This window comes from Niveispirillum sp. FG148 (assembly GCF_057809655.1).
On sequence record NZ_JBMDKJ010000016.1, the window covers coordinates 111,051 to 133,414 of the forward strand.

Consider the following 22,364-nt stretch of genomic DNA (forward strand, 5'->3'; position numbering starts at 1 on the left):
GGAAGGGCTTCAGGGAACTGATCTTCAGAACGGCGCCACCTGCGCGAAGAACGGGCTTTTTGCCATGACGCGTCCATAGCTGGCCGGATCTGTCTGGCAGTGGGGGCACCAGTGGCCACCCTTCAGCATAAGGTTTGGCGTCATACTGAACTCATGACCCAGCGCACATTCCCAGGGGGCGGGCAAGTGGGCGTTTGCATTGTCGCCCAGGAAGCGGCTGCCCCTGTACCTGGCCGCATCGCGCAGCGTCGAAACGGTCCAGTCGGCAGGCGCCACGCTTTCATCATAGCCATGGTTGAGCAGGGTTGGCGTGCGCGACGGCTGGTCGAGGCGGTACTTGTCCCAGCTTGACGTGAGCGCCTCCCATGCCTGACGGGAGCCGAAATAGGCGTTGATATGGTCGCGGTCGTCCGTTGCCAGCCAATGCAGCGATCCGCCCTCGGCCTTGGCCAGGGTCTCAATCCGGCTGCGGATCAATCCGGGGGCGAAACGGCCGATGGTTTTTACCAGCCAGGGCACATTGGCCGCCAGATCGCTCAGGAAATCGCTGATTGTCTGACTACGGTAGGGGACCAGGGCTTCCAGCCGGTCGGAATCGCTGTACCACTGGCCATGGAAATTGCGGGTGGCGAACCAGTTGGGATCGAAGATCCGGCGGAAGTCCTGGATGCCCAAGGCCGTGAACATCTGAACCATATATTCATGGTTCACCACCCGGCAGCTTTCCCCGCCGCCGATATTGTAGAAGCCCCGCCAGAGCGTCTCCGGCACGTCCGCGCCGCAGATATTTGCCATCAGCCGGCCGCTGTCCTTGGCCGTGACCCATTCAAACACCCCGTTGAACGGATTGTGGAACATGATCGGGTCGTGGGTCTTCCAGATGGTCGGATAAGCCATGCCCGTCTGGCGCAAGGATACCCAATGCTTTAATCCGGACGTGGCGACGATGGCTTCCGCTTCCGTCTTCGTGACGGCGTAATGGTCGAAGCAACTGATCTTGATGGGGTCGCCCGTGCGACCCCAATGAACGGGCGCCATGCGGCTGCCCGTCTGGGCGACGGTGCCGATATAGACCAGACGGATGCGGTCGGGTTCCGGCTGGTTCTGGATGGCGTGGACGATGTTCTGCGCCCCGCCGACATTCACGCGCCGCGTCAGTTCCGGGAACCGGTCAGCCAGAGGGGAAACCATGCCGCCCACATGCAGCACGATATCCGATCCGGCCACGCCGCGTTCCACATCTTCATACTTGGTCAGGTCGCCCCAGAGGATGTCAACATCACGGTGCCCGCCGAATTGCTGGATCACCGGATGTTTGGCCTCCGTGGGCAGGACCAGGATGCGTATCTTGGCCCCGCCCCTGGCGAGCAGATGCGCCAGGGCTTCCCGGCCCATGTTCCCCGTGGCGCCGGTCAGGAAAATCGTCTGATCATTCTTCATGATGGGGCTTTCAGGGCGATGCGCGCAGCCGCAGCCGCGTCCGGCTCTCGTTCAAGGGATGGGATTGTCCGTTCCAGATGAAGCTGCCGGGTAGATTGGCCGGCCTGTCGATCTCGGCCTCCAGCCAGCCGCCTTCCAGCCGATAGCGCACCTTGACCGGCCCGTGTGGGGTTGCGGCGGTTGCATCCAACCGGGTCAGGCTGCCCAAATGCGGTTCCACGCGCAGAGCTGCGTAACCAGGGGCGGCGGAACGGATACCGGCGACGATGCCCAGCAGGTCGGCGGTGGGATGCGCGCTCCAGGCGTGACTATCGGACCGGGTGTTGCCACGCTCCTCCGGCCAAGTGGTGTAATTGAGCGCCAGCAGATCCCGCCAGGTCTTCAGCAGGCTTGGATAGCGCTCGGACAGGCCGGCATGATCGAAGGCCCGGATCAGGTACCAGGCAAAATAATAGCTGGTGGTGAACATGCCTTCCGGCGCGTCGATGCCCTTGCCCGGCGCCATGATGCGATCCAGGATGCCCGGTGCCTGTTCGGGCGTGGCCACATCATACAGCACAGCCAACGCGTTGGTGTGCTGGCTGAACACATCCAGATCGGGGTTGTCGGCGAAAAGACCGCGTTCGACGTTCCAGCAATGTTGGCGAAGGGCGGTCCGCAGGGCGTCAGCCTTCCCCTTGAAGCTGGCAGCGCGCCCCGCATCGCCCAGGGCTCCCTCCAGTGCCGCCCCCTGATCCAGCGCCCCCAGCCAGGTGACTGACATCAGGCAGCTTTCATTGGTTTCTTTGCTATAGGAAGGGAACTTGTCACGGTCCACGGCGGTCTGCCCGGCCCAGTCGATGAAGTTCCATTGCGGATTCCGGGTCAGCAAGCCGCGGGGAGACCGGTATTTCTCGAACCAGTCCAGCACGGTGCGCATCCGGTCCAGGTTCCGGGCGATGGGTCGTGGGTCCGGCTGTTCCATCCACCAGTCATGCAGCATCCCCACCCACAACAGGGAGAAGGGGGCGATGGCGTTGGGGCGGCGGGTGGGATATGCGGCTTCGATCAGGCCGTTATCGGTGTTGGAACTGGCAAAGGCGTCGATGGCCTGTTCGGCCAGCCTTGGATCACCCGAAACGGCGTAGGAAATCAGCATCTGAAGGCGCGTGTCGCCAGCATATTGCAACTGTTCCCAGAAGGATGTGTCCATATAGGTTTCATGGGCATCGACCTCTGCAGTGCGCCAGCCGACGCGCCAGATATGGTCCAGTTCCGGATCGCTGCTCTCAAACCGTGCTACCTTTTGGAACGGATAGCCGGTTTCGAAGACGGAAAGTTTTTCCAGGGTCAGCGGCCGTTCCTTGGTCGTCACCTCAATCTCCAGATAGCGCCAAGTGCGCCACCAGAGGGGCATGAATGACAAGGATCGGCCATCGGCGGTGATGCTGTCGGTGACGCCCACCGGCTTGCGGTCGCCGATCAGGTTGCGGTCGGCCTTGATGAATTTCTCGTCATACAGTGCCTCCGCATAGGTCAGCCTGACCTGCGCGCCGGCCCCGCCGGAAAGCACCAGTTCCGGATAGGCTGACACCATGGCGTCGCGTTGCAGCAGCAGGGTGACCTTGCTGTTGGCCGGCACGGTAACGGGCCGGGCCGGGAAGCCCTTTGCCGCTGGCAGGTCGGTCCGCACCACTTTGCCCGCAGGCACGGGGGAGAAACGCTGCTGCGGCAGCCGGTCGGCGACCAGCGTTCGGGCCGCCGCTTCCGGTGCCGGCACGGCATTTGTCCAGTCGCCGGGCGCGATGGTGGCATCCAGCGTCTCCGGTGCCCCGGCAGCATAGTACCAGCGACGCACCTGCTTCTGGCCGTTGCTGGCACTGCGCGATGGATCAATGGCGGTCTGCCAGCCGGGTGCATCCGTGCCAATGCCTGCCGGCCCGCGCAGCCAGAAGCCGGTTGCCACGCTCTGCTGCGCGGCGGGGCCGGTCTGCTGCACCATTTCAAATGCCGTGAAGGCGGCTTTCTGCTGTTTCGTGGGATCGGGTGGTAGTGTCGGGGCTGGCTTCACGAAGTTCCAGACCTGGGCGGTCAGGATGTTGCGGCCCGGCTGCAGATAGGGGGCCAGATCCAGGCTGCTGATCCGCCAATGGGCCACGTCGCCCATCGATGGACCGGAGGCTACGCGCCGGCCATTGACCAACAGGATGAAGCGGTTATCGGCGGTGATCTGCGCGGGGAAGGATGTGGGAACAGCGTCCAGGTCGAACTGACGTTGGAACGTCAGCACGATCGGGGCGCTGTCTGCTTTCACCGACGGATGGGTGATCCAGCCCTGCGCCTCACCGCCAAGGGCGGTTCCGGCCCAGCCGGTCACCAGCATGGCACTGGCCATCAGCAAATTACGGACGTTCATCGCACGATCTCCAACGCCACGGGGCCGATCAGGCCGGCGGGAACTGGTTTCAGCTTGCGGAAGCCGGGGGCCTGCGCATCGATCATGGCGTTCTGGGGCGTGTTCATGATCGCGATGGAGATTGTGTTGGTGCCGGCGCGCAGGGCTTCGGTGACGTTCAGGCGAAAGGGTGCTGTGATCAGCGGTTGGAAAGCCTGGCCATTGACGGTGACCACCGCCACGTCATGAACCACCCCAAGGTCGAGCCAGACACGATTGCCCTTGCGCAGCCAGTCCCGCTCCACCTTGAACTTGCGGTCATAGGTGCCGGTGCCGGCGAACTGTTTCAGCGTCTCCACCTGTGACCAGTCGGACAGTGCGATATCCTTGAAACTGGCTTGTAGAACCGCCCCCTTGGGGCCGTGGCCGTTCACGGTCAAGGTCCAGCCATTGGGGCTGAGCGTTGTCGCCGCGACCTTTTGGGGGAGGGGCACCGTCTGGGGCTTCTGCGTCGGGTCCAGGACCAGCAGCGCGCTTTCACCAGCGGCCAGCGCCAGGGCGACAGCGGTGCCGTTCGCCACGGCTTGGGCGTTGACGGGGGTGGTGCTGCCCTGCAGCGCGTTCCAGCGGCTGACACCGCCCATCGCGGGCAGGATCAGGCTGGCATCGCGGGGTGCCCCGGTCCGATTATGGAGGAAAGTAACCAGCTGATCACCCACCCGCCGCTGTACATAGACAAGCCCGGACGCGTCGGTGCCGGTGAAGCGCAGATTGGCCGGCACCGACAGGGATGACAGGGCAACGGCCACGTCGGACGCCGGCACGACACGCGCACCGGCGGCGATGGCGGCGGCGATGGCGGTGCGGACACGGCCATCGCGCCGGTCGGCATCCGCAAGCCCTTCGTCCCGGTTGGGTGCCTTTTCGGTGAAGATCACAGGCAAGCCGTCTTTGGCGAAGGCGGCAATGCTTTCGGCTGTTTCCGCCCGGATACCGTCCAGCGGCGGCAGCACCAGCGCCGGATAACGTGCCCCGCCGTTGGACACCAATACCCTTCCTTCCACCCTGGCATCGGCGATGGCGTCCGGGTTGATGCGGTCGAAATCATAGCCGGCGGCCAGGAATGCCTTCTCGACCGCCTGGGCGCCGGCCCCGGCATCCTCTATCCCGACATAATAGCCGGTCTGGCCGTAGAAATAGGCCACCGGCACAATGGCGGTTCCCTGGCGCAGCACAGCCTGCAGGCGGGTGATATAGCCCGCCAGGGTTGGTATGCCGGCCCAAATCGGATTGGCCTCGTTCAGCATGGTGCTGAAGCCGGCGGCGAAGGCGCTGGGCTGGAACGCGTGCCAGCCGGGCCAGACCGCGTCCGCCCGTTCATAATTGAAACCGTGCAGCACCAAGCTGTTTACGCCGCCGGCCAGTATCAGGTCGACGCGGCGGCGCATCTCATCCGGCGTCACGTCGTAAGGATGGTCCTTCCAGACCAGGCTTTCCGCCGAGATGATGGATCGGCCGTAGAGATGCGCACCGGACCGGGCGAACCGCATGAAGATCGGATCGCCGTCATGGACCAGATCCTCCGTTTCCGGAATATCGACGATGCCATAGCCGCGCACGATATCCAGCGCCCCGCCATGGGCCTGGAACTTGGCCTTCAGACCATTGGAATGGTTCCAGGCCACGAATGGTTCGATGAACCCTTCAAACATCAGGTCGGAAATGGTGCGGCGATAATCGGCGCGCACCCGATCCGCGATGTCGCCTTTGGCATCATTGAAATAGGGTGGCGACCAGTGTTCGCCCCAGGCCTGCATCCAGCCCGGCTGGATGACCAGCGGCAGGTAGGGCGTCAGGTCATAGCCCCGGCGCTGCTGAAACTGGGCCAGGAAGTCGCCGGTCCAGGGCAGATCCTGCATCAGTTCCAGACTGTCCACGAAGCCGGCGCGCATCGCCCCCATCGCGTTGCCCAAATTCGGGCGCAGCGGGTCGCCGACGCGGGCGGCGTGGGCGGCAAAGGCTGTTTTATCCATATGGTCCAGGATCAGCTGCGGCCCCTCGCCGCTCCCGGCCAGCACGCCGACATTAGCGGCGAACTGCTTGAAGACAAAAACCTGCCAGGTGCCGGGCGGCGGTTTCCAGTCAAGGGTGCCGTCATCCCGCAGCTTGTCGGTCAGGACCAGGATGCTGGCAGGGTCCAGCACTCCCGGCTGCTTCACGTCCCCCCAGGGGGTCAGTACCAGACCTGCCGTGGCGGCGGGCTTGTCCAGTTCGGGGGTGGTGCCCTTCACGGCCAGCACGGCGACGATGCGCGCCCGCGCATCCATCCGTGCCGGCCAGTCGGCGGCGCGGGGGCCCTTCGACCGTGGATCGAAGCTGGACAGGGCGCCCAGCCGCTTGGTCCGTGTCGGGATAGCGGGCGTGATCTTTTCCTTGCTGCCGCCGGTCACCTCCGTGCGGGCCATGGCCAGTTCCAAATAGGCCTTTTCCGGCGGGATGGCGAAGCCTCCACCGGAGGGCCAGGCCGATCCCAGCGTGTAATCCAGCACCATGCCATGCGCCTGTGCTGCTTCCGCTGCCGCGCGGACATTGGCAAAAAAGGCGGGGAGGGCATAGGTGTTGATACTGTCCTTCTCCCAGGTGCTGAGATTGGGCACGCCGGGATTGAAGGACTGGATTTCCGCCCCGCCGAAACCGGCCTTGTCCATCTGGGCGATCTGCTCGCGCAGCTTCTCTGCCGTCACCGCATTGCCCGGCCACCACCAACGCAGCAGGGGCCGCGCCTCCTTTGGCGGGGAATGAAACATCTGCTCAAGGTTTTGTGCCTGTACCGCGATCGGGGTCAGAGCGATGGCGGCGGCGCAGGCGGACAGCAACAGGGCGCGCAAGGGCTTCATCAGGGGACCTCCGGTTCGGATCAGGGCTTACGCGTGGTCTTCGCCAGATCGACGGCGCCGGTCAGCACCGTATCAATGGCCGAACGGCCCACCTCCACCGTGTAACGGCCGGCGGGCACGATCCAGCGCTGCGCCTTGGCGTCGAAATCACCGACGATACGGGGATCAGCCTCCACCACCACTTCCCGGCTTTCACCGGGTTTGAGGGAAGGCTTGTCCCAGCCGATCAGGCGCTTGGCCTTACCGGGACGGGAGACATAGACCTGGGGTACGTCGGCCCCGTCGCGGTTGCCGCTGTTGGTGACGGTGAAGCGCACACGCAAGCTGTTCCCGCCTTCCAGCACCAGCCCGCTGTAACCGAAATTCGTGTAGGACAAGCCGTAGCCGAAGGCGTAGAGCGGCTGATGGCCCTTGCGCGCGAACCAGCGGTAACCGCCATCCGACCCTTCCGGATAGACATAATCGAACGGCTTCAGATTGGCCTGCAGCCCATAGACCGACCGGGTCTCCTTGTCGGCTGGCGGGGCGTCGGAGCCGGGCAGCACCGGCAGCGGCAACTGGTCGAGGGAGGCCGGGAAGGTGACCGGCAGACGGCCCGACGGGTTGACGGCACCGGTCAGCACATTGGCGATGGCTTCCCCGCCGCGCTGACCGGGATACCAGGCGACCAGCACGGCCCCGACCTTATCCTGCCAGGGCAGGGTGACGGCATTGCCGGTTTCCAGCACAACGATGGTGTGACGATTGGCATCCGCGACAGCGGTGATCAGCGCATCCTGCCCATCGCCCAAGGTCAGGTCCGGCTGATCCACGGATTCCGTGGCCCATTTTTCGGCAAAGACGATGGCGATGTCGGCCTGGGCGGCAGCTTTGGCTGCCGCCTGCGGGTCGCTGCCGTCCAGATAGGTTACCTCGGCTCCCGGCAGGTCCGCTTTCAGGGCGGCCAGGGGCGAGGAGGAATGATAGGTTCGCTTGGCGAAGGAACCCTTGACGGAGACCTCCTTGGCGAGACCACCAACGGAGACCACCTGGCTGGAACCGCCGCCGGCCAGCACGCCGATGTCGGCATTGCCGCCGATAACCACGACACGCTTCACATCCCCGGACAGGGGCAGAAGTTTATTCTCGTTACGCAGCAGGACGATTCCCGCCTCTGCCGCTTTCTGGGCGATTTTGGCATTGGCGGTGTAATCGATGACACTGCCCAGGGTAACGGGATTGTCGATGACGCCATGAGCAAACAGGGTGCGCAGAATGCGGCGGGCGGCGGTGTCCACGGCTGATAAGTGGATAGTGCCGGCGGCCAGCGACTTTTCCAGAAGGTCGGAGAAATATTTCTTGCCGTCCAACTGTTCACCGGACTGCTGGTCCAGCCCGTGGACCAAGGCCTCGGTAGAATGCACCGCACCCCAGTCGGACATGACATAACCCTTGAAGCCCCAGTCGCGTCGCAGCACGTCGTTCAGCAGGAACGGGTTCTCGCATGCGAAGATGGCGTTGACGCGGTTATAGGCGCACATGACAGAGCCTGGGTCGCCGATCTCCATGCCGATCTGAAACGCCAGCAGCTCGCTTTCACGCATCGGCGCCTCATCCATCTTCACCGACAGCACGTTGCGGCCGGTCTCCTGGTTGTTCAGCGAGAAATGCTTGATGGTGGCGATGATGTTGTTGGACTGCACGCCGGCGATGGCGTGACCGACCAGCCGGCCGGCCAACAGCGGATCCTCGCCCAGATATTCGAAATTGCGACCCGCGCGCGGGTCGCGCACCAGATTGACGCCCCCGACCAGCATGACGTTGAAGCCCTTGGCGCGGGCTTCTGAACCGATCATTACGCCGCCGCGCCGGACAAGGGCGGGATCCCAGGTCGAGGCAAGGGCCAGGCCAGAGGGAAGGGCGGTAGCCACATCGCCGGGGCGGCCATTGTTCAGGTTCGCCACGCCCAGGCTGGCGTCGCTGGCCGTCTGGTAGGGAATACCGAAACGCGGAATGCCGGCGATGTAGCCGGCCCCCATGGCGATCCCTTCCGGACGTTTTGCCTTGGGCATCAGCAGCGGCATGGGGCCATGCAGCAGGCTGATCTTCTCTTCCAGGGTCAGCCGTTCCAGCACGGCCTGGGCCTTCGCATCGGCGTCCGGCGGATATTCGGCAGCGTTCGCTGCACCGGTTGCGATGGCCAGAAGCGACGTGAAGGCGCACAGGGCTGCCCGCATGGTTTTCCTCCGATTATTCAATCTGCCTGATTGTTTTGATCTTGGACCCTCCATCGCCTTCTCGGAACGATGGAGGGCCGGATGCGCCATCGATCAGTCGAATGCGTAACGGACCATCATGCCGATTTCCCGCGCACGCTGCGGCTGTCCGATCTCATAGCCGCTATTATAGAAGCTGTAATCGACCTGGGCACCGCCACGCGTGGTCAGGGTGGAGACGTCGGCGATGTTCTTCACGAACAGCGACACTTCATAGGTCCGGTCCACATCGCGGAACCCGACGAAGAAGCTGTTGTTCAGCAGGTCGTTGTAGCGGATGTTCTGGAACGGATCGGTCCGCTTCGGCACATAGTTCAGCAGGCTGCGGATGAAGCCTTCATGGCTGCTGGACAAGCCGGCGGTATATTCAAGGTTGGCACTCACCCCCCACTTTGCCTGGGAGCTCAACCGGCCCGACAGGCGGCATCTGGCGATCTGCTGGCCGACGGGCACGCTGGGGGCGCCCACCGTGTCTGGCACGCCGTCGCCATTATAGTCGTTGCAAGGCGCCAGTGCGTCCTTGAACTGGGCGTCATTGTAGGTGACGGACAGGCTGGTCTGGAACCCGTCGAACAACTCCCCGCTCAATGTACCCTCGATGCCGCGCACCCTGGCATCGGCGTTGAAGGTGGGGGCGTGGTTGTTGTCCACGATACCGTTGCGCTGGGTCGATACCGACAGGTAGCTGCCCGTATAGGCTTGGTAATTGTCGAAATTCTGCTGATAGACGGCGATCGTATAGGTGACGCGCTGGTCGAAGACCGTGCCCTTCAGGCCCGCCTCGTAGCTGTCGGACTTCTCCGGCTTGAACAGCAGCAGATCCTCGTCCAGCTGCGCCGTGGTGGAGGTCACGCCGCCGGGGCGGTAGGAGCGACCATAGCTGAGATAGCCCATCAGCTCCTTGCTGAAATTATGCTTCCAGCTTGAAGAACCGGTCACCTGCTTGTACTTGCCCCGCTGATTAGCAGGGGCGATGCCGTCCTGCACGATGGGGAAGGGGCCCAACGCCGGGCCGCTCAGCGTCTGGATGAAGCGACGGTTGAACTTCTGTTCCTGATAGCGCAGACCGACCTCGAACAGATCATCCGGCGTGATCTGGAAACGCTGGTCGGTGAAGGCGGCATAATTCTCCACCTTGCCCGGAATATCGATGTTGATATCGATGACGCCGAAGGCTGGCGGCGGCGCCGGCACCGGGCCCAGCCCGAAGATCACCTGCTTCTGGTGTACCGTTGTCGGCACCTTGGCGTTGTCGTAGTAGGCGCCAAAAATATAGTTCCAGAAGGGGTCGTCGCTGGAGGACAGGCGCAATTCCTGCGTCACTAACCGCGTGTTGCTCTGGAAATCCTGCATCTGCGTGTAGTTAGGAATGGAGCCGCCACGCGCCAAGTCGGACACACGGCCGTTATAGATCTTCTGGTAGCCGCCGACGTAGCTCACCTGCATCTCGTCCAGATCGAGATCGCCTGTCAGGGTGGTGATATTGCTGCGGAAGCTGTATTCCGTCGGCCCGTAGGTCACGGATTTGCGGTCGTCCGTCGTCAGCACCGGGTTTGTCGTCTGGCCCGCGGCCGTGAAAGCAATCGGGTTGGCCACGGTCTGGTTGATCAGGTACTGGTGCGTCAGGCCGATGGACAGGTTATCCGTCGGGTCGAAGGCCAGGCTGGCGCGCAGGCTGCGCGTCTTGTCCTTGTCCTCCGAACCGTTGCGCAGGTTTTCGGCACCCAGCCCGTCATTCTTGTCGAACAGCCCGGCCAGGCGGAAGGCCAGCTTGTCCTCGATGATCGGGGCACCGATGGCGGCCTGGGTATTGTAGCCGTCCTGATCGGTGACGGTCTGCTGGATGAAGCCGCTGGCCTCGTTCAGGTCCGGCCGGCGCGTGGTGACGGTGATGGCGCCCGACGGCGAAGTGCGGCCGCGCAGCGTGCCCTGCGGCCCGCGCAGAACCTCGATCTGACCGACATCATAGAGGCCCTTGAACGCCGTCTGGGCGTTGATCGGCACCTCGTTCAGATAGACGTCCACTGTGGAGGAAGTACCCGAATTCGGGTCGAAGCCAACCCCGCGCAGGGTGATGGCATTGTTCGACGGTTCCTTCGATTCCAGGCTGAGGCCGGGGGACAGCTGCTGGATGTCGCGGAAATTGGTCAGCGCCAGCTTTTCCGCAGTTGCGCCGGTGACGACGTCGATCGACTTGGGCACGTCCTGCAGACGTTCGCCGCGCTTCTGCGCCGTGACGATGATTTCGGCCAGGATATCGTCCTGGGCAGCCGGCTGCTGCGCCACCTGCTGCGCATGGGCCGTGGAGAACAGGCTTGATGCCAGGGCGGTGGCGACAAGCAAGGCATTCCTGGAACTGTGGCTCATGTGATCCTCCCCTTTGGATGTTTGTTTGATTTCGATTTATGGGATTAACTCCTACATGTTGGAATTTTGGCCGTCAAACGAAAATAAGTGATCACTTACTTTTGTTTGGGCTGTTGGTTTTGAGGTCGGCGGATGGGTCAAGCTGAGGGTAATGATCCGGTCCGTCCCATCGTAGCAAGGCGAACCATCTGGCGGTAAAATAGTGAGTAAACACTGACTTTCTGTTTCATATTATGAACGAGCATCCTATATTGTGGCCGTCGCCGCTTCGGGCGCAGCGACGCCCATGGGGCAGCTACCACCATCAAAGCAAGCAGACCGGCTTTCGCCGTCAAGGGAGAGAAGAATGACGAAGAAGATACTGACCATCTGGCTGGCGCTGTTGACTGCGACCGTCGGTGCTTCGGTTCTTGCCCCGGCCCATGCCACAGGCGGGGAGCAGTACAGCACCACCAAGACGGAGATCGGCACCCTCCTGGACGATCCCGCCACCCGCGCTCTGCTGGACAAGTATATTCCAGGTATGACCAACGGCGACCAGATCGATCTGGCCCGTGCCATGACGTTGAAGGATATCCAGTCCTATTCCCCCGACGCCATAACTGACAAGGTGCTGGCCGATCTGGACGCGGAATTCGCCAAGCTGCCGCGGGCGAAGTAATGCCAATCCGCCTAAAGGTTGACCTTTAGGCGGATTGGAGGCCGGCGACTGCCGGCCCGGCGCCTGAGGGGGCATGAAATCTCCCTTGATCGGTCACGATCAGGGGAGATTGGGATAAAGGGTGGCTGCGGAGGGGATCACCCCTCCCGCCCGGCCCGGCAGGGGGCGGCTTTCCATACTTATCGGGGGATCATGCCGGCACTGATTATCGGCTTGCTGCTGCATTGGTTTGGCGGCTTGGCGTCCGCCAGCTTCTACGTACCCTGCAAGCGGATCGAACGCTGGTCGTGCGAGATACTCTGGATCGTCGATGGTCTGTTCTCCTGGGCGGTGACACCATGGCTGGTCGCGGGCGTGCAGGCCAACGGCCTGATCGGCGGTTTGCCGGCGACGCCAGCCGATACCTTGCTCTGGTGCAGGCTATGGCGCGCTGTGGGGCTTAGGAGGCCTGAGGTTTGGCCTGGCCATGCGCTATCTGGGCCTGACGACGGTCATCGGCACGCTGGGCCCGTCGATTTTCGCCGGCACGCGGATCGATCTGGCCCGGACCACGGGTGGCTCCACGACCCTGTCCGGTATCCTGGTCACGGTTGGCGGCATCCAGCTGGTGGCCAGGGCCGGCCGTGCCAAGGAACGAGAAATGGCCGGGTCCGGCGACGCCGGCGTGGTGGAGTTCAGCCTGCGCAAGGGTCGGCGGTGGCCGCCTTCTCCGGCGTGATGTCCAGTTGCTTTGCCTTCGGGCTGGCGGCGGGCCAGCTGACCCGCGACCTGACGCTGGCCGCCAGAACCGGTCCGCTGTGGCAGGGTCTGCCGGTCCTGTGCGTGGTTCTGGCTGGTGGTTTGACCACCAACGCGCTGTGGTGCGGATTGCTGATCGTGCGCAATGGCAGCACCGCTGAACTGATCGGAAGACGCCGGGGCGGGGGCCGGTCCGCATTGGGCCGCAATTCCCTGCTGGCGGCGCTGGGCGGCATGCTCTGGTACCTGCCGTTCTGCTTCTACACGATGGGTGAAAGCCAGATGGGAGCCTATGGCTTCTCCTCCTGGACCTTGTACATGGCCTCCATCATCCTGTTCTCCACGCTGTGGGGGTTGGAATGGGCCGGTGCCAGTGCCCGCACGCGGGCCATCGTCTGGGCGGGCATCGGCGTGCTGCTTTTGTCGACGGTCATCATCGGGGCCGGCAATGCCCTCGCCGGCGGCGGCAGGCATTGAGCGCTGTCTGGAAATGACCGATATGGCGCCCCCCGATACCATCGACCCCAAGTCAGCGCCAAGCGGCAGCCAGACGCTGCAGCGGGGTCTTGATATCCTGGAAACGGTATCGGAAGGGGCGATCAGTCTGGCCCGGCTGGCGCAGCATCTGGATCTGACGCGCAGCACGACGCACCGTCTTGCTGCCGCGTTGGTGGAGCGTGGTTACCTGCTGTTGTCCCCGCGCGAGGGGTATCAACTGGGGCCAAAGCTGCTGGAACTGGGATACATGGCCCGTCAGCAGATGGATATTCCCCGTATCGCCTGGCCCTTCATCGAGGAGTTGGCTGCCGCGACCGAGGATACGGTGCATCTGGGCATCCTGGACGGTGCCAACGCGCTGTATCTGGACAAGATTCCTGGCCGGCGGCGGATCGAGATCGGGTCGCGCGTCGGCGAACGCCACCCCGTCGCCTCCACGGGCCTGGGCAAGGCATTGATCCTGGATGAGGCACCAGCGCGATGGCGCGCCTTCTTCGAAGCCCGGTACGGTGTCGCCGGCGACTGGCCCGCCTGGGAGCGGCATATGCGCACCTATGCCGAAGGCGGGCATGCTTTCGATCTGGAAGAGAATGAGGATCGTATCCGCTGCGTGGCGGCCCCCGTCCGGGGCGTGAACGGCCGGATCGTCGCCGCCATCAGCCTGTCCAGTGCCGCCCAATACATGAGCGACGAGCGCATGCGGGAACTGGTGACACCCGTGACGGAGACGGCGCACGCCATCAGTCGCGCCCTAGGCTGGCGACGCGCGCGGGGGGCCTTCACTCTCCCGAAGGGTTGATCGCCCGGCTGGACCAGACGGGCGGGGCCGTTCTTGGCAGCAGGGCACGACCATCCAGGCTATGGACAGGGATGTCGTGGTGCCAGGGGAAATGCATGCTGTGCGCGATCAGGCCCGTCCGGGCCTGCGCCGGCAGATGGCTCATCGCCAGCACGGTTTCCGCCAGATAGGCCACGTCCTCCGTCGGGTAATCGCCGGGGATATAGTCGGCGGCCCCCGGCGTGCGGATGGCGGTTGACGGCCCCACGGCATTGACGGCGATATTCGCCGCCAGCAATTCCGCCGCCAGCCCCTGGGTCAGGCGGTTGACCGCCGCCTTGGCCGCTGAATAGACGGCATCGCCGCTGACAGCCAGATAATCGGGAAACGGCCGCGTTACCGGCAGCGCCTGGGCCGAGGTGATGTTGGTGATCCAGCCGGCACCCCGCTGGCGCATATGCGGGATGGCGGCGCGCGACAGGGCGAAAGGCACCCGCAGATAATGGTTCATGGTCCGGTCGAACACGCCGTTCGACATCTCCTCGACGCTGATGAAATCGCAGAAGCCGGCATTGTTGACCAGGATGTCCAGTCCGCCGTCTGCCGCGACCACCCGGTCGATCAGCCCGTCGCATTCCTGCACATTCTCCAGATCCGCCGCGATGGCGACGGCCCGGCCGCCGGCCCTTTCGATCAGGTCCACCGTCTCCGCCAGGGTACCGGGGATGATCTTGCGTGCCGCACGCCTGTTATCGCCGACTTCCCGGTCCAGGGAACGGGCGGTGACATAGACAATGGCACCGGCAGAGGCCAGCCGCTGGGCGATGGCCCGGCCGATGCCCCGGCTGGCGCCCGTCACCAGGGCAATCCTGCCGGTTATGTCGGGGCCGGTGCCGTTCTTCCCACTATTCACGTCCGGATTTCCCTCAAGTGGTTTCGATGACCGCGATAGGGGTGCGGACTTCGGCTTCCGTTCCCTCCGCCAGCAGGATCTGGGTCAGGATGCCGGTGGCCGGCGCCTCCAGTTCCTGCGTGGATTTCGCGGTTTCGATCTCCACCAGCGGCTCCCCGGCCTCAACCCGGTCTCCCACGGCCTTCAGCCATTTGAGGATGGTGCCCTCATTCATGCCCGTGCCCCATTTGGGCATCACGACCTTGACGCGCATGGTCTTCTTTCCTGTCGTTCGTTCGCCTCAAGCGCCACCGGTCGGCGGTCTCACATCAATTGCCGAACCGCTGCGATGATGCTGTCCTTGCTCGGGTAGAGCGGCTTTTCCATCGGGGGGCTGAACGGGATGGGGATGTCGGGCGTCACCACGCGCCGGACCGGCTTTTTCAGCAGATCGAACCCGTCCTCCGCGATGATGGCCGCAATCTCGGCGGCGGCACCGCAGGTGCGGTGCGCGTAATCGACGATCACCACCCGCCCGGTCCGGCCGACGGTATTCAGGATCGCCTCGTTATCCAGCGGCAGCAGGGTGCGCAGGTCGATGATTTCGGCGCTGATCCCATCGGCCGCCAACTCGTCGGCCGCCTTCAGGCAATGGCGCAGGCAGCCGGCGACGGAGATGATGCTGACATCCGTGCCGCTGCGGCGCACGGCGGCCTTGCCGATGGGCACCACGAAATCGGTGTCCAGCGGCACCTCCTCCCGCATGCCCCACAGGTCATTATCCTCGAACACCAGCACGGGATCGTCGTCGCGGATGGCGGCCTTCAGCAGGCCCTTGGCATCGCTGGGCGTGGCCGGCACGACGATCTTCAGGCCCGGAATGTTCATGAACATCGGATAGGGCCGGTCGGAATGCTGGGCGGCGTTGGCCTGACTGTGCCACATGGAGGCACGCACGGTCAGCGGCACCTTGAACTGCCCACCCGTCATATAGCGCAGGCGTGCTGCCTGGTTGATGATCGGGTCGGCGGCCAGATAGACGAAATTGGCGATGGTCAGGTCAACGATGGGGCGCAGGCCGGTGATGGCCGCGCCCACCGCCATGCCGACGAAGCCGCATTCGGAAATCGGCGCGCTGCGGATGCGTTTGGCGTCGGTATTGCCATAGGCGCCGCCGGCTGCGTAGAGCGAGATATCCTCGCCGATGATGATGGTGTCGGAACTCCCCTCCAACTCCTCGCGCTGCGCCAGGCCCAGCGCGTCGAGATAGGTCATCCGCTTGGTCGTCACGTCGTTCATGATCTGTCGTCCCCGTTACCGGCGGATGGGAATGGCATTGGCGTGGACAAGCTCGAACGCCTCTTCCGGTTCGGGATAGGGGCTGTCCTTGGCGAAGGACACGGCCTCTTCCACGGCGGCGGCGGCACGGGCCTCGATCTCGGTCAGCGCGTCGGTTGGGACGCCGTTCTCCACCAGCCGGGTGCGCAGCAAGCGAAGCGGGTCACGTTCATTTCTGAAATGAGCGATTTCCTCAGCCGGGCGATAATTGCCGTTGATGAACAGGCCGACGCAATGCTCGTCGAAGCGATAGGTCTTCGCTTCGATCAAGGTCGGACCGTCTCCCCGCCGCGCCCGTGCCACGGCCTCGACCGTGGCGGCATAAACCGCATCGAAATCCTGGCCATCGACGATGATGCCTGGCATGCCATAGCCGTCGGCGCGGCGAGCCACATCGGGCTGGCCATGGGTCTTCGTCGCGGATGTCACGGCGGCGTAGCCGTTATTTTCGCAGAAGAAGATCACCGGCAGCTTCCAGATGGAGGCCATGTTCAGGGATTCGTGGAACACGCCTTCGTTCACGGCGCCGTCGCCGAAGAAGGTCAGCGCCACCTGGTCGGTACCGCGCACCTGGGCGCTAAGCGCCGCACCAGCCGCCAGGGGGATGCCGCCGCCGACGATGGCGGATTCCCCGATGCTGCCCACGGATTTGTCGGTCAGGTGCATCGACCCGCCGCGCCCCTTGCAGATGCCCGTGGCCTTGCCCAGGATTTCGGCCATCAGCGGCTTCAGGTTCGCCCCCTTGCCGATGGGATGCCCGTGCGAACGGTGGGTGCCGGACATATAATCATCCAGGCGCAGCGCCATGCAGGCGCCGACGATCGCTGCCTCCTGACCCGCACTGGAATGGCAGGCGCCGGGTACGCTACCCTCGGTGATCAGACCGGTCACCGCCTCTTCGAAGCCTCGGATGCGCAGCATGCGCAGATAGGCCTCGCTGCCGATATCGTTTCTCATCGTTTCCTCCTGGCTTGCGTCATTCGGGCATGGTCAGGCGGCTGCCGGCTCGTCGATGGCGTCGGGTGGGATATTGGTCGGCCCGCCAATGTCGTAGACCTGACTGACCAAGCCTATGAATTTGCGGTCGTTCATCGGATCGGTCGGCATCTCGAAGGCGATGCCGCGCCTGCGCATGTCATCCACCAGGATGTTCAGCGCCTGATCGGCGGTGATGTCGTCAGTATGGTCGTAGGCGACCTTCAATTCGCCGAAATCCTTGTAGAGCTTGGCCCCCCAATGGACCAGGAAGCGCATGTCCGCTTCTGGCACCTTCTGGTTCACCTTGCCGAAGGTTTCGATCTGCCAGCCGGTCGGATCATCGGGATCGGCTCCGAAGGTTGACGTGATGTCCAGTCCCTTCGGCTTGCGTTGGGCGACCGGGCCGCAGGCCTGGCCATGATGGAACATGCGTTCGTTCTCTACCACCACCGCGCGGCCCCACAACGGGCCGTTGATCGAAACCGGCGCCCCGCTGGGACCGTCGGGCCAGCAATTGAAGCCGCCGCCGATCCGACCCTTGTAGTACCAGGCGATGATCTGGCCCTTCTTGGCCTGCCAATGTTTGAACAGGCACGACTTGTTCATGGTCAACAGCAGCCACAGCGGCGTGTTTTCCATGGTCATGCCACGGAACACGGTGCCGTCCAGATGCGGCGGCCCGCCGATGGGGGTCGGTCCCTGGATATTGAACAGGAACGTCTCCGGCTCCGCATAGCGGCAGTCCCAATAATTCCGGACCAGTTCAAGGAAGCGGGAATTGTAGTAGCAATCCTCGATTTCCGGGTGGAAGCAGACGCCGGCGCGGGCCAGATAACCCCGGAACACCGGGTTCATGATCATGTCCCAGGTCAGTTCCACCCCTTCTGGAATGGTGCCGGATGTGGCAGCGATGACTTCCTCCGGCGTCTTGAAATTCTCGGCCAAGATCAGCGGCCAGGGGCCATTGTCGCGCACGATCTGCAACAGGCGGCGATGCTGGTCGGCCGTATAGGCGTCTTCGATGATCTGCGGCGGGGCGACGGGGCGGAACTGCTCGGCAAGTTCACGGATCATGGCGGGGGCTCCACGGGGGCTGGTAGCGGTGGCCAGGGTTGGGGCAACAGCATCCCGTTCCCGCCCCGGCGGTTGGGGCGGGCAGGGTCGTGTCGATGTCGTGGTGGTCGTATGGGCAGATGGACGCCGGTCAGGCATCCATCTGCACCACTTCGGTCAGGTGCCCTTCCGGGTCCTCGATGAAGGCGACGCGCAGCTTGTGTTCGGGCATGGATCGGATCGGATCGGCGATCCTGCCGCCGGCCGCGACCACGCGATCGACCAGAGCCTGGATATCCGTCGTGGTGAAGCCCGCAATGGATTCCCCGCGCGCCGGCCCGGTCGCATCGTTGAACTTCAGCAGGGTCAGCGACCCGCCATAGGGATATGTGGGCAGATAGGTGATCTCGCTGATTGGCCGGCCGGCGATGTCGGCGTCCACCCGGTACATCTCCACCAGCCCGAAAACCGTCTGATAGAAGCGGCCCAGCCCGTCCAGATCATGCACGATGATCTTGCAGAAGCTGAAATGGGCGTCGCTGGTGGCCGCGTGCGGAATGGTGTTCGTCATGGGCTCCTCCCTGGAATTTTATGCGCCGTGCCGTCTTCAGATGGTCAGCAGCTTCATCTCGGGCATGTGCGCCGGTTCTGCATCGGGCCGGACGGTGGTGTTGAAATCCTGCGTCCGAGGACTGCGCAGCACGTGCCAGATGTGGGAATTGTGTCGGGGGACGGCCAGAATGACCTTCTTGCCCTGGTCACGGTAATAGCCGTGGGCATTGCCGCAATTGACCCAGGCCGTCTTGGACAGTTCGCTGTCCATTTCCTCGACGAAGGCTTGGGTCGCCCGCTCGCTGACATCGATGCTGTCCAACTGTGCATCGACCATCCATTGCAGCATTTCCAGGATGTAATGGACCTGCTGCTCGCTGACCACGGCATGGTTGGCGACCAGAAAGCTGTAGGGGCCGCCCATCAGCACGAAGTTCGGGAAGCCCGGCACCAAAAGCCCTTCATAGGAGAAGGGGTAGGGCTCGAACGTTTCCTTCAAGGTCCGGCCATTCCGGCCGGTGATGGCGAATTGCCGCCCGAAATGCAGCTTGTAGCCGGTGGACAGCAGCAGCGCGTCGCAGGGCAGGTGGGTGCCGTCTGCCAGGATCACGCCATTCTCGTCGGCGGCTGTCAATTCGCCCCGGACGATGTGGACATTAGGCTTCTTCAGCGTGTCGAAGAAGCCGCAATCCAGGATCGGCCGCTTGGCGAAGACCGGATAGGGTGGGGTCAGCAGCTTGACCATTTCAGGATCGTCGGGGAAATGGCTTTTCAGATAGCCGTCGCACATCATGCGGATGCCATCATTGATGGGACCGAAACCACCGGTTTGCTTGGCATATTCCTCGTCCTTCATGACCATGCCATGCATGTCCTGAAGCGAGCTGGACAGGCTCTGCAGGCGCTTCCACTGCACCACGAAGGGAATATTCTCCATCGCCCAGCGTTCCAGATCATCGACCGGGTCATGGGCGGCGGGGTTGGGGATGACATGTTCAGGCTGGCGCTGGACGATGGTCATGTCCCCGACCGTATCGGCCAGGGCCGTGGCGACCTGGACACCGGAACAGCCGGTGCCGATCAAAACCACCTTCTTGCCCGTCAGGTCGGCCGAATAATCCCACTGCGCCGAATGGATCACCTTGCCCTTGAACCGGTCGAGATTGTCGACCTTGGGGAAGTTGGGGGCATTGTTTGGCCCCACGGCCATGATCAGGATATTGCCGCTATAGGTGACCTTCTGTCCGTCGCGGACCGCCTCGACCCGCCAAAGCTTGGTTTCTTCGTCCCAGACTGCACCCTCGACCTTTGTGTTGAAATCGATCCGTTCCCGCAACCCATACTTGTCCGTTACACGGCCGAGATAGGAGAGGAATTCCGGGCCATTGGGGTAATATTTCGTCCAGGAGGCGTTGGGCTCGAACGAGAAGGAATAGACCCGGCTGGGCGTATCGACGGCAGCGCCCGGATAGGTGTTCTCCAGCCAGTTGCCGCCAACATCGTGCAGCCGCTCGATCACCTGATAATCGAAACCGGCCTGCTGCAGCTTCACGGCGGCATTGATGCCCATCATGCCGGCACCTACTACCAGCACCTTGAAACCGGCGGGCGGGGTGCGCTGCGGCTGGCGCACGCGGGTGTCGGCGGTGAAGCCGCCATGCTGGAAGGCCGGTTCGATCGACATTTCCGGCAGGTCCAGCCCCAGCGCCAGCCGCGCCATCTGCCGGAACAGCGGACGGTCGAGATGCGGCAGGATGGAAGGACGGCCGGATTTGACGGCGGTGCGCAACAGGTCGCGCACTTGGCCCGCCACCTCCAGCGACGCGGCGCTGGGCGGCGGGGCTTGATTGAAGGCGACGAAAGCCTCCTTCAACTGGTGCTGCGTGCCCTCCAGGGCGGAGCTGTACTTGGCCAGCAACGTGCGGTCGCCGGTGATCTGGATAAGGGACAGCAAGGCGACGACAGGATCCAGCGCATCAATCGCCCGGTCCAGCGTGTCGGCCGAGGTCAGGGTATCCGGCATTCATGCCTCCCGTGAAGTTATTTGATTTTCATTGTTAGTGGGATTTAATTACAGCTATCGTTGTAATTAGTCAATGTGGAAATTCAGGCCGACAGATGGCATCGAGGGTGCATCAGATGCGGGCGGGGCGGGGACAGAGCAGCATGGACGGCCAGACAAAGAAGGCCCGCCGGGCAGGACGGCCCAGCGCGGAGGAAGCGGGACAAAAACTTCAGATGCTGCTGGACACGGCGTTACAGGAGTTCGTAAATACGGGTTTCCATGGTGCCTCCGTACGTGTCATCGCGGAACGTGCCAAGGTCTCCACGCGGACTGTCTACAATCACTATCCTGACAAGATTGCTTTGTTCGGTGCTTGCCTGGACAGGATTTCAGAGGAGATAGAGCCTCAGGTCACCGATAATACCGGGGACATACGGGGACGGCTGAGCGGGTTTGCATTGAAAATGCAGATTCAGCTATTCAGAGACCTGAATATGCAGATGGCTCGGCTGATCTATCGGGAGGGATTGGCATTCCGCGAGCTTCAGGAAATGGCCCGTGTTCAGTTCTACCGCTATCAGGTGGGACCGGTGGCCCGGATCTTGCGTGACGATGGCGTCGATGGTGACACCGCCAGCGAACTGGCGGCCCATTTCGTAGTCATGGCCTTGGGGAAATGGCAACGGGTCATGATCTTTGGCGACCCCGTACCATCTGAGGAAGCCATGAAAGTGCATGCTGACCAGGTAACGGGAGTTTTTCTGAATGGATTTCAGTATTTATCGGGAGTTAATTAGTTTTCTTTTTGAAAGGATATGGTATATTTGGTCCGATAATTAAATAAATTATCGGACCAAATACTCGTAGTCAAGCTTGACGATTCAAGAATACATCGTTATTTTCTGTGCGGGGTGATTCTCGGTTTGTTGCAAGCCATGCCCTGCATGGACGAAGAGTGAGTTATACTCTGTACGCCTCGTGCTACCTTCTCTGCCGTAGTCATGACGTGCTCCGGTCTCAGGGTTGATGTTGCTCGCAACTCCATCAAACCCCACCAGAGGCCACATGGCCACACCCGCCCTCGCGAGGGCGGGTGTGGCCATAACTGTCAGCTCATTGCTCGATCAGCACAAGCAATCCACCCTCAAGCTAGAGTCTGTCTGGTTTAAATTGAATCATATCCTGCATGACGGATGTATGCGGCACATTCATCTGGCTTGAAGCTATCGAGCAAGGTTCCGATGCGTCGCCATGTGGTTTCGATGGTTCTTTCGTCGGCTTTTCGGACGAGCGTCTTGAGCTTGGCGAACATCATCTCGATTGGATTGAGGTCGGGACTGTATGGCGGCAGGAACAGGAGGCGCGCACCGACGTCGCGGACGGCCTTGCGGGCTTCCTTTCCCTTGTGGCTTCCCAGATTGTCGAGGATGACGACGTCTCTCCTCTTCCAGAGACCTCGTTGAATCACATTCCGATAGCCAATGGAATCTGGAGGGTTCTGTGAGGTCCCGTGCGCCTGGATTGGCGCATCTCAGTCG

Annotated in this window: 15 protein-coding genes and 3 pseudogenes; 5 read left to right on the forward strand and 13 right to left on the reverse strand. The window is 62.8% G+C overall.

Features of this window, described 5'->3' with window-relative positions; all coding sequences use genetic code 11:
* Window positions 1–24 precede the first annotated feature (24 nt).
* From ACODTW_RS17220 to ACODTW_RS17240, 5 genes are all read right to left on the reverse strand, one after another.
* Window positions 25–1,440 (reverse strand): NAD-dependent epimerase/dehydratase family protein, encoded by a 1,416-nt coding sequence (locus ACODTW_RS17220; protein WP_488947290.1) that lies wholly within the window; start codon window positions 1,438–1,440, stop codon window positions 25–27.
* 10 nt (window positions 1,441–1,450) lie between these two features.
* Window positions 1,451–3,835: an alpha-L-rhamnosidase-related protein gene (locus ACODTW_RS17225; protein WP_488947291.1), complete on the reverse strand. Its 2,385-nt coding sequence runs from the start codon at window positions 3,833–3,835 to the stop codon at window positions 1,451–1,453.
* A complete protein-coding gene (locus ACODTW_RS17230) occupies window positions 3,832–6,711 on the reverse strand; it encodes a glycosyl hydrolase (protein WP_488947292.1) in 2,880 nt (959 codons plus the stop codon). Before ACODTW_RS17230 ends, ACODTW_RS17225 begins: the two co-directional genes overlap by 4 nt.
* A 20-nt stretch (window positions 6,712–6,731) precedes the next feature.
* Window positions 6,732–8,927, reverse strand: a complete 2,196-nt coding sequence (locus tag ACODTW_RS17235; protein ID WP_488947293.1) for a glycoside hydrolase family 3 C-terminal domain-containing protein — start codon at window positions 8,925–8,927, stop codon at window positions 6,732–6,734.
* 93 nt (window positions 8,928–9,020) lie between these two features.
* Window positions 9,021–11,333, reverse strand: coding sequence for a TonB-dependent receptor (locus ACODTW_RS17240; RefSeq protein WP_488947294.1), 2,313 nt, complete (start codon window positions 11,331–11,333; stop codon window positions 9,021–9,023).
* A 346-nt stretch (window positions 11,334–11,679) separates the two neighbouring features.
* On the opposite strand from ACODTW_RS17240, the gene ACODTW_RS17245 reads away from it, so the two are divergent.
* The 4 genes and pseudogenes from ACODTW_RS17245 (at window position 11,680) to ACODTW_RS17260 (ending at window position 14,029) form a co-directional block, all read left to right on the forward strand.
* Window positions 11,680–11,994, forward strand: coding sequence for a hypothetical protein (locus tag ACODTW_RS17245; RefSeq protein ID WP_488947295.1), 315 nt, complete (start codon window positions 11,680–11,682; stop codon window positions 11,992–11,994).
* A gap of 192 nt (window positions 11,995–12,186) precedes the next feature.
* Window positions 12,187–12,336, forward strand: a pseudogene (locus tag ACODTW_RS17250) (L-rhamnose/proton symporter RhaT); the annotation flags it as partial.
* Window positions 12,337–12,460: 124 nt separating this feature from the next.
* Window positions 12,461–13,209: pseudogene (locus ACODTW_RS17255) on the forward strand (L-rhamnose/proton symporter RhaT).
* Between the two features lie 22 nt (window positions 13,210–13,231).
* Window positions 13,232–14,029, forward strand: coding sequence for an IclR family transcriptional regulator (locus ACODTW_RS17260; RefSeq protein ID WP_488947296.1), 798 nt, complete (start codon window positions 13,232–13,234; stop codon window positions 14,027–14,029).
* Here the strand turns inward: ACODTW_RS17260 and ACODTW_RS17265 are convergent.
* The 7 genes from ACODTW_RS17265 to ACODTW_RS17295 all read right to left on the reverse strand — a co-directional run bounded on the left by ACODTW_RS17265 (window position 14,010) and on the right by ACODTW_RS17295 (window position 20,844).
* Entirely contained in the window at window positions 14,010–14,921 is a 912-nt protein-coding gene (locus ACODTW_RS17265) for an SDR family NAD(P)-dependent oxidoreductase (RefSeq protein ID WP_488947297.1), read from the reverse strand. The genes ACODTW_RS17260 and ACODTW_RS17265 overlap by 20 nt on opposite strands.
* Window positions 14,922–14,934: 13 nt before the next feature.
* Window positions 14,935–15,174, reverse strand: coding sequence for a biotin/lipoyl-containing protein (locus ACODTW_RS17270; protein ID WP_488947298.1), 240 nt, complete (start codon window positions 15,172–15,174; stop codon window positions 14,935–14,937).
* 50 nt (window positions 15,175–15,224) lie between these two features.
* On the reverse strand, window positions 15,225–16,199 hold the full coding sequence (locus ACODTW_RS17275) for an alpha-ketoacid dehydrogenase subunit beta (RefSeq protein WP_488947299.1): 975 nt from the start codon (window positions 16,197–16,199) through the stop codon (window positions 15,225–15,227).
* 15 nt (window positions 16,200–16,214) lie between these two features.
* Window positions 16,215–17,195, reverse strand: coding sequence for a thiamine pyrophosphate-dependent dehydrogenase E1 component subunit alpha (locus ACODTW_RS17280; RefSeq protein ID WP_488947300.1), 981 nt, complete (start codon window positions 17,193–17,195; stop codon window positions 16,215–16,217).
* Window positions 17,196–17,228: 33 nt separating this feature from the next.
* Window positions 17,229–18,290 carry a hypothetical protein gene (locus tag ACODTW_RS17285; protein ID WP_488947301.1) on the reverse strand — a complete coding sequence of 354 codons (1,062 nt, stop codon included), beginning with the start codon at window positions 18,288–18,290 and terminating at the stop codon, window positions 17,229–17,231.
* 130 nt (window positions 18,291–18,420) lie between these two features.
* Window positions 18,421–18,840, reverse strand: coding sequence for a VOC family protein (locus ACODTW_RS17290; RefSeq protein WP_488947302.1), 420 nt, complete (start codon window positions 18,838–18,840; stop codon window positions 18,421–18,423).
* Window positions 18,841–18,876: 36 nt separating this feature from the next.
* Entirely contained in the window at window positions 18,877–20,844 is a 1,968-nt protein-coding gene (locus tag ACODTW_RS17295) for a flavin-containing monooxygenase (RefSeq protein ID WP_488947303.1), read from the reverse strand.
* A 143-nt stretch (window positions 20,845–20,987) separates the two neighbouring features.
* On the opposite strand from ACODTW_RS17295, the gene ACODTW_RS17300 reads away from it, so the two are divergent.
* Window positions 20,988–21,623, forward strand: a complete 636-nt coding sequence (locus ACODTW_RS17300; RefSeq protein WP_488947304.1) for a TetR/AcrR family transcriptional regulator — start codon at window positions 20,988–20,990, stop codon at window positions 21,621–21,623.
* A 368-nt stretch (window positions 21,624–21,991) separates the two neighbouring features.
* On the opposite strand, the pseudogene ACODTW_RS17305 reads toward ACODTW_RS17300, so the two are convergent.
* Window positions 21,992–22,273: pseudogene (locus ACODTW_RS17305) on the reverse strand (transposase); the annotation flags it as partial.
* Between the last annotated feature and the right edge of the window lie 91 nt (window positions 22,274–22,364).

Bases quoted from the DNA above. Each gene is read 5' to 3' on its own strand.
- ACODTW_RS17280 (WP_488947300.1), bottom strand. From the start codon at position 17,195: ATGAGAAACGATATCGGCAGCGAGGCCTATCTGCGCATGCTGCGCATC.
- ACODTW_RS17285 (WP_488947301.1), bottom strand. From the start codon at position 18,290: ATGATCCGTGAACTTGCCGAGCAGTTCCGCCCCGTCGCCCCGCCGCAG.
- ACODTW_RS17225 (WP_488947291.1), bottom strand. From the start codon at position 3,835: ATGAACGTCCGTAATTTGCTGATGGCCAGTGCCATGCTGGTGACCGGC.
- ACODTW_RS17220 (WP_488947290.1), bottom strand. From the start codon at position 1,440: ATGAAGAATGATCAGACGATTTTCCTGACCGGCGCCACGGGGAACATG.
- ACODTW_RS17300 (WP_488947304.1), top strand. From the start codon at position 20,988: ATGGACGGCCAGACAAAGAAGGCCCGCCGGGCAGGACGGCCCAGCGCG.
- ACODTW_RS17275 (WP_488947299.1), bottom strand. From the start codon at position 16,199: ATGAACGACGTGACGACCAAGCGGATGACCTATCTCGACGCGCTGGGC.
- ACODTW_RS17260 (WP_488947296.1), top strand. From the start codon at position 13,232: ATGGCGCCCCCCGATACCATCGACCCCAAGTCAGCGCCAAGCGGCAGC.
- ACODTW_RS17240 (WP_488947294.1), bottom strand. From the start codon at position 11,333: ATGAGCCACAGTTCCAGGAATGCCTTGCTTGTCGCCACCGCCCTGGCA.
- ACODTW_RS17290 (WP_488947302.1), bottom strand. From the start codon at position 18,840: ATGACGAACACCATTCCGCACGCGGCCACCAGCGACGCCCATTTCAGC.
- ACODTW_RS17235 (WP_488947293.1), bottom strand. From the start codon at position 8,927: ATGCGGGCAGCCCTGTGCGCCTTCACGTCGCTTCTGGCCATCGCAACC.
- ACODTW_RS17230 (WP_488947292.1), bottom strand. From the start codon at position 6,711: ATGAAGCCCTTGCGCGCCCTGTTGCTGTCCGCCTGCGCCGCCGCCATC.
- ACODTW_RS17245 (WP_488947295.1), top strand. From the start codon at position 11,680: ATGACGAAGAAGATACTGACCATCTGGCTGGCGCTGTTGACTGCGACC.
- ACODTW_RS17295 (WP_488947303.1), bottom strand. From the start codon at position 20,844: ATGCCGGATACCCTGACCTCGGCCGACACGCTGGACCGGGCGATTGAT.
- ACODTW_RS17270 (WP_488947298.1), bottom strand. From the start codon at position 15,174: ATGCGCGTCAAGGTCGTGATGCCCAAATGGGGCACGGGCATGAATGAG.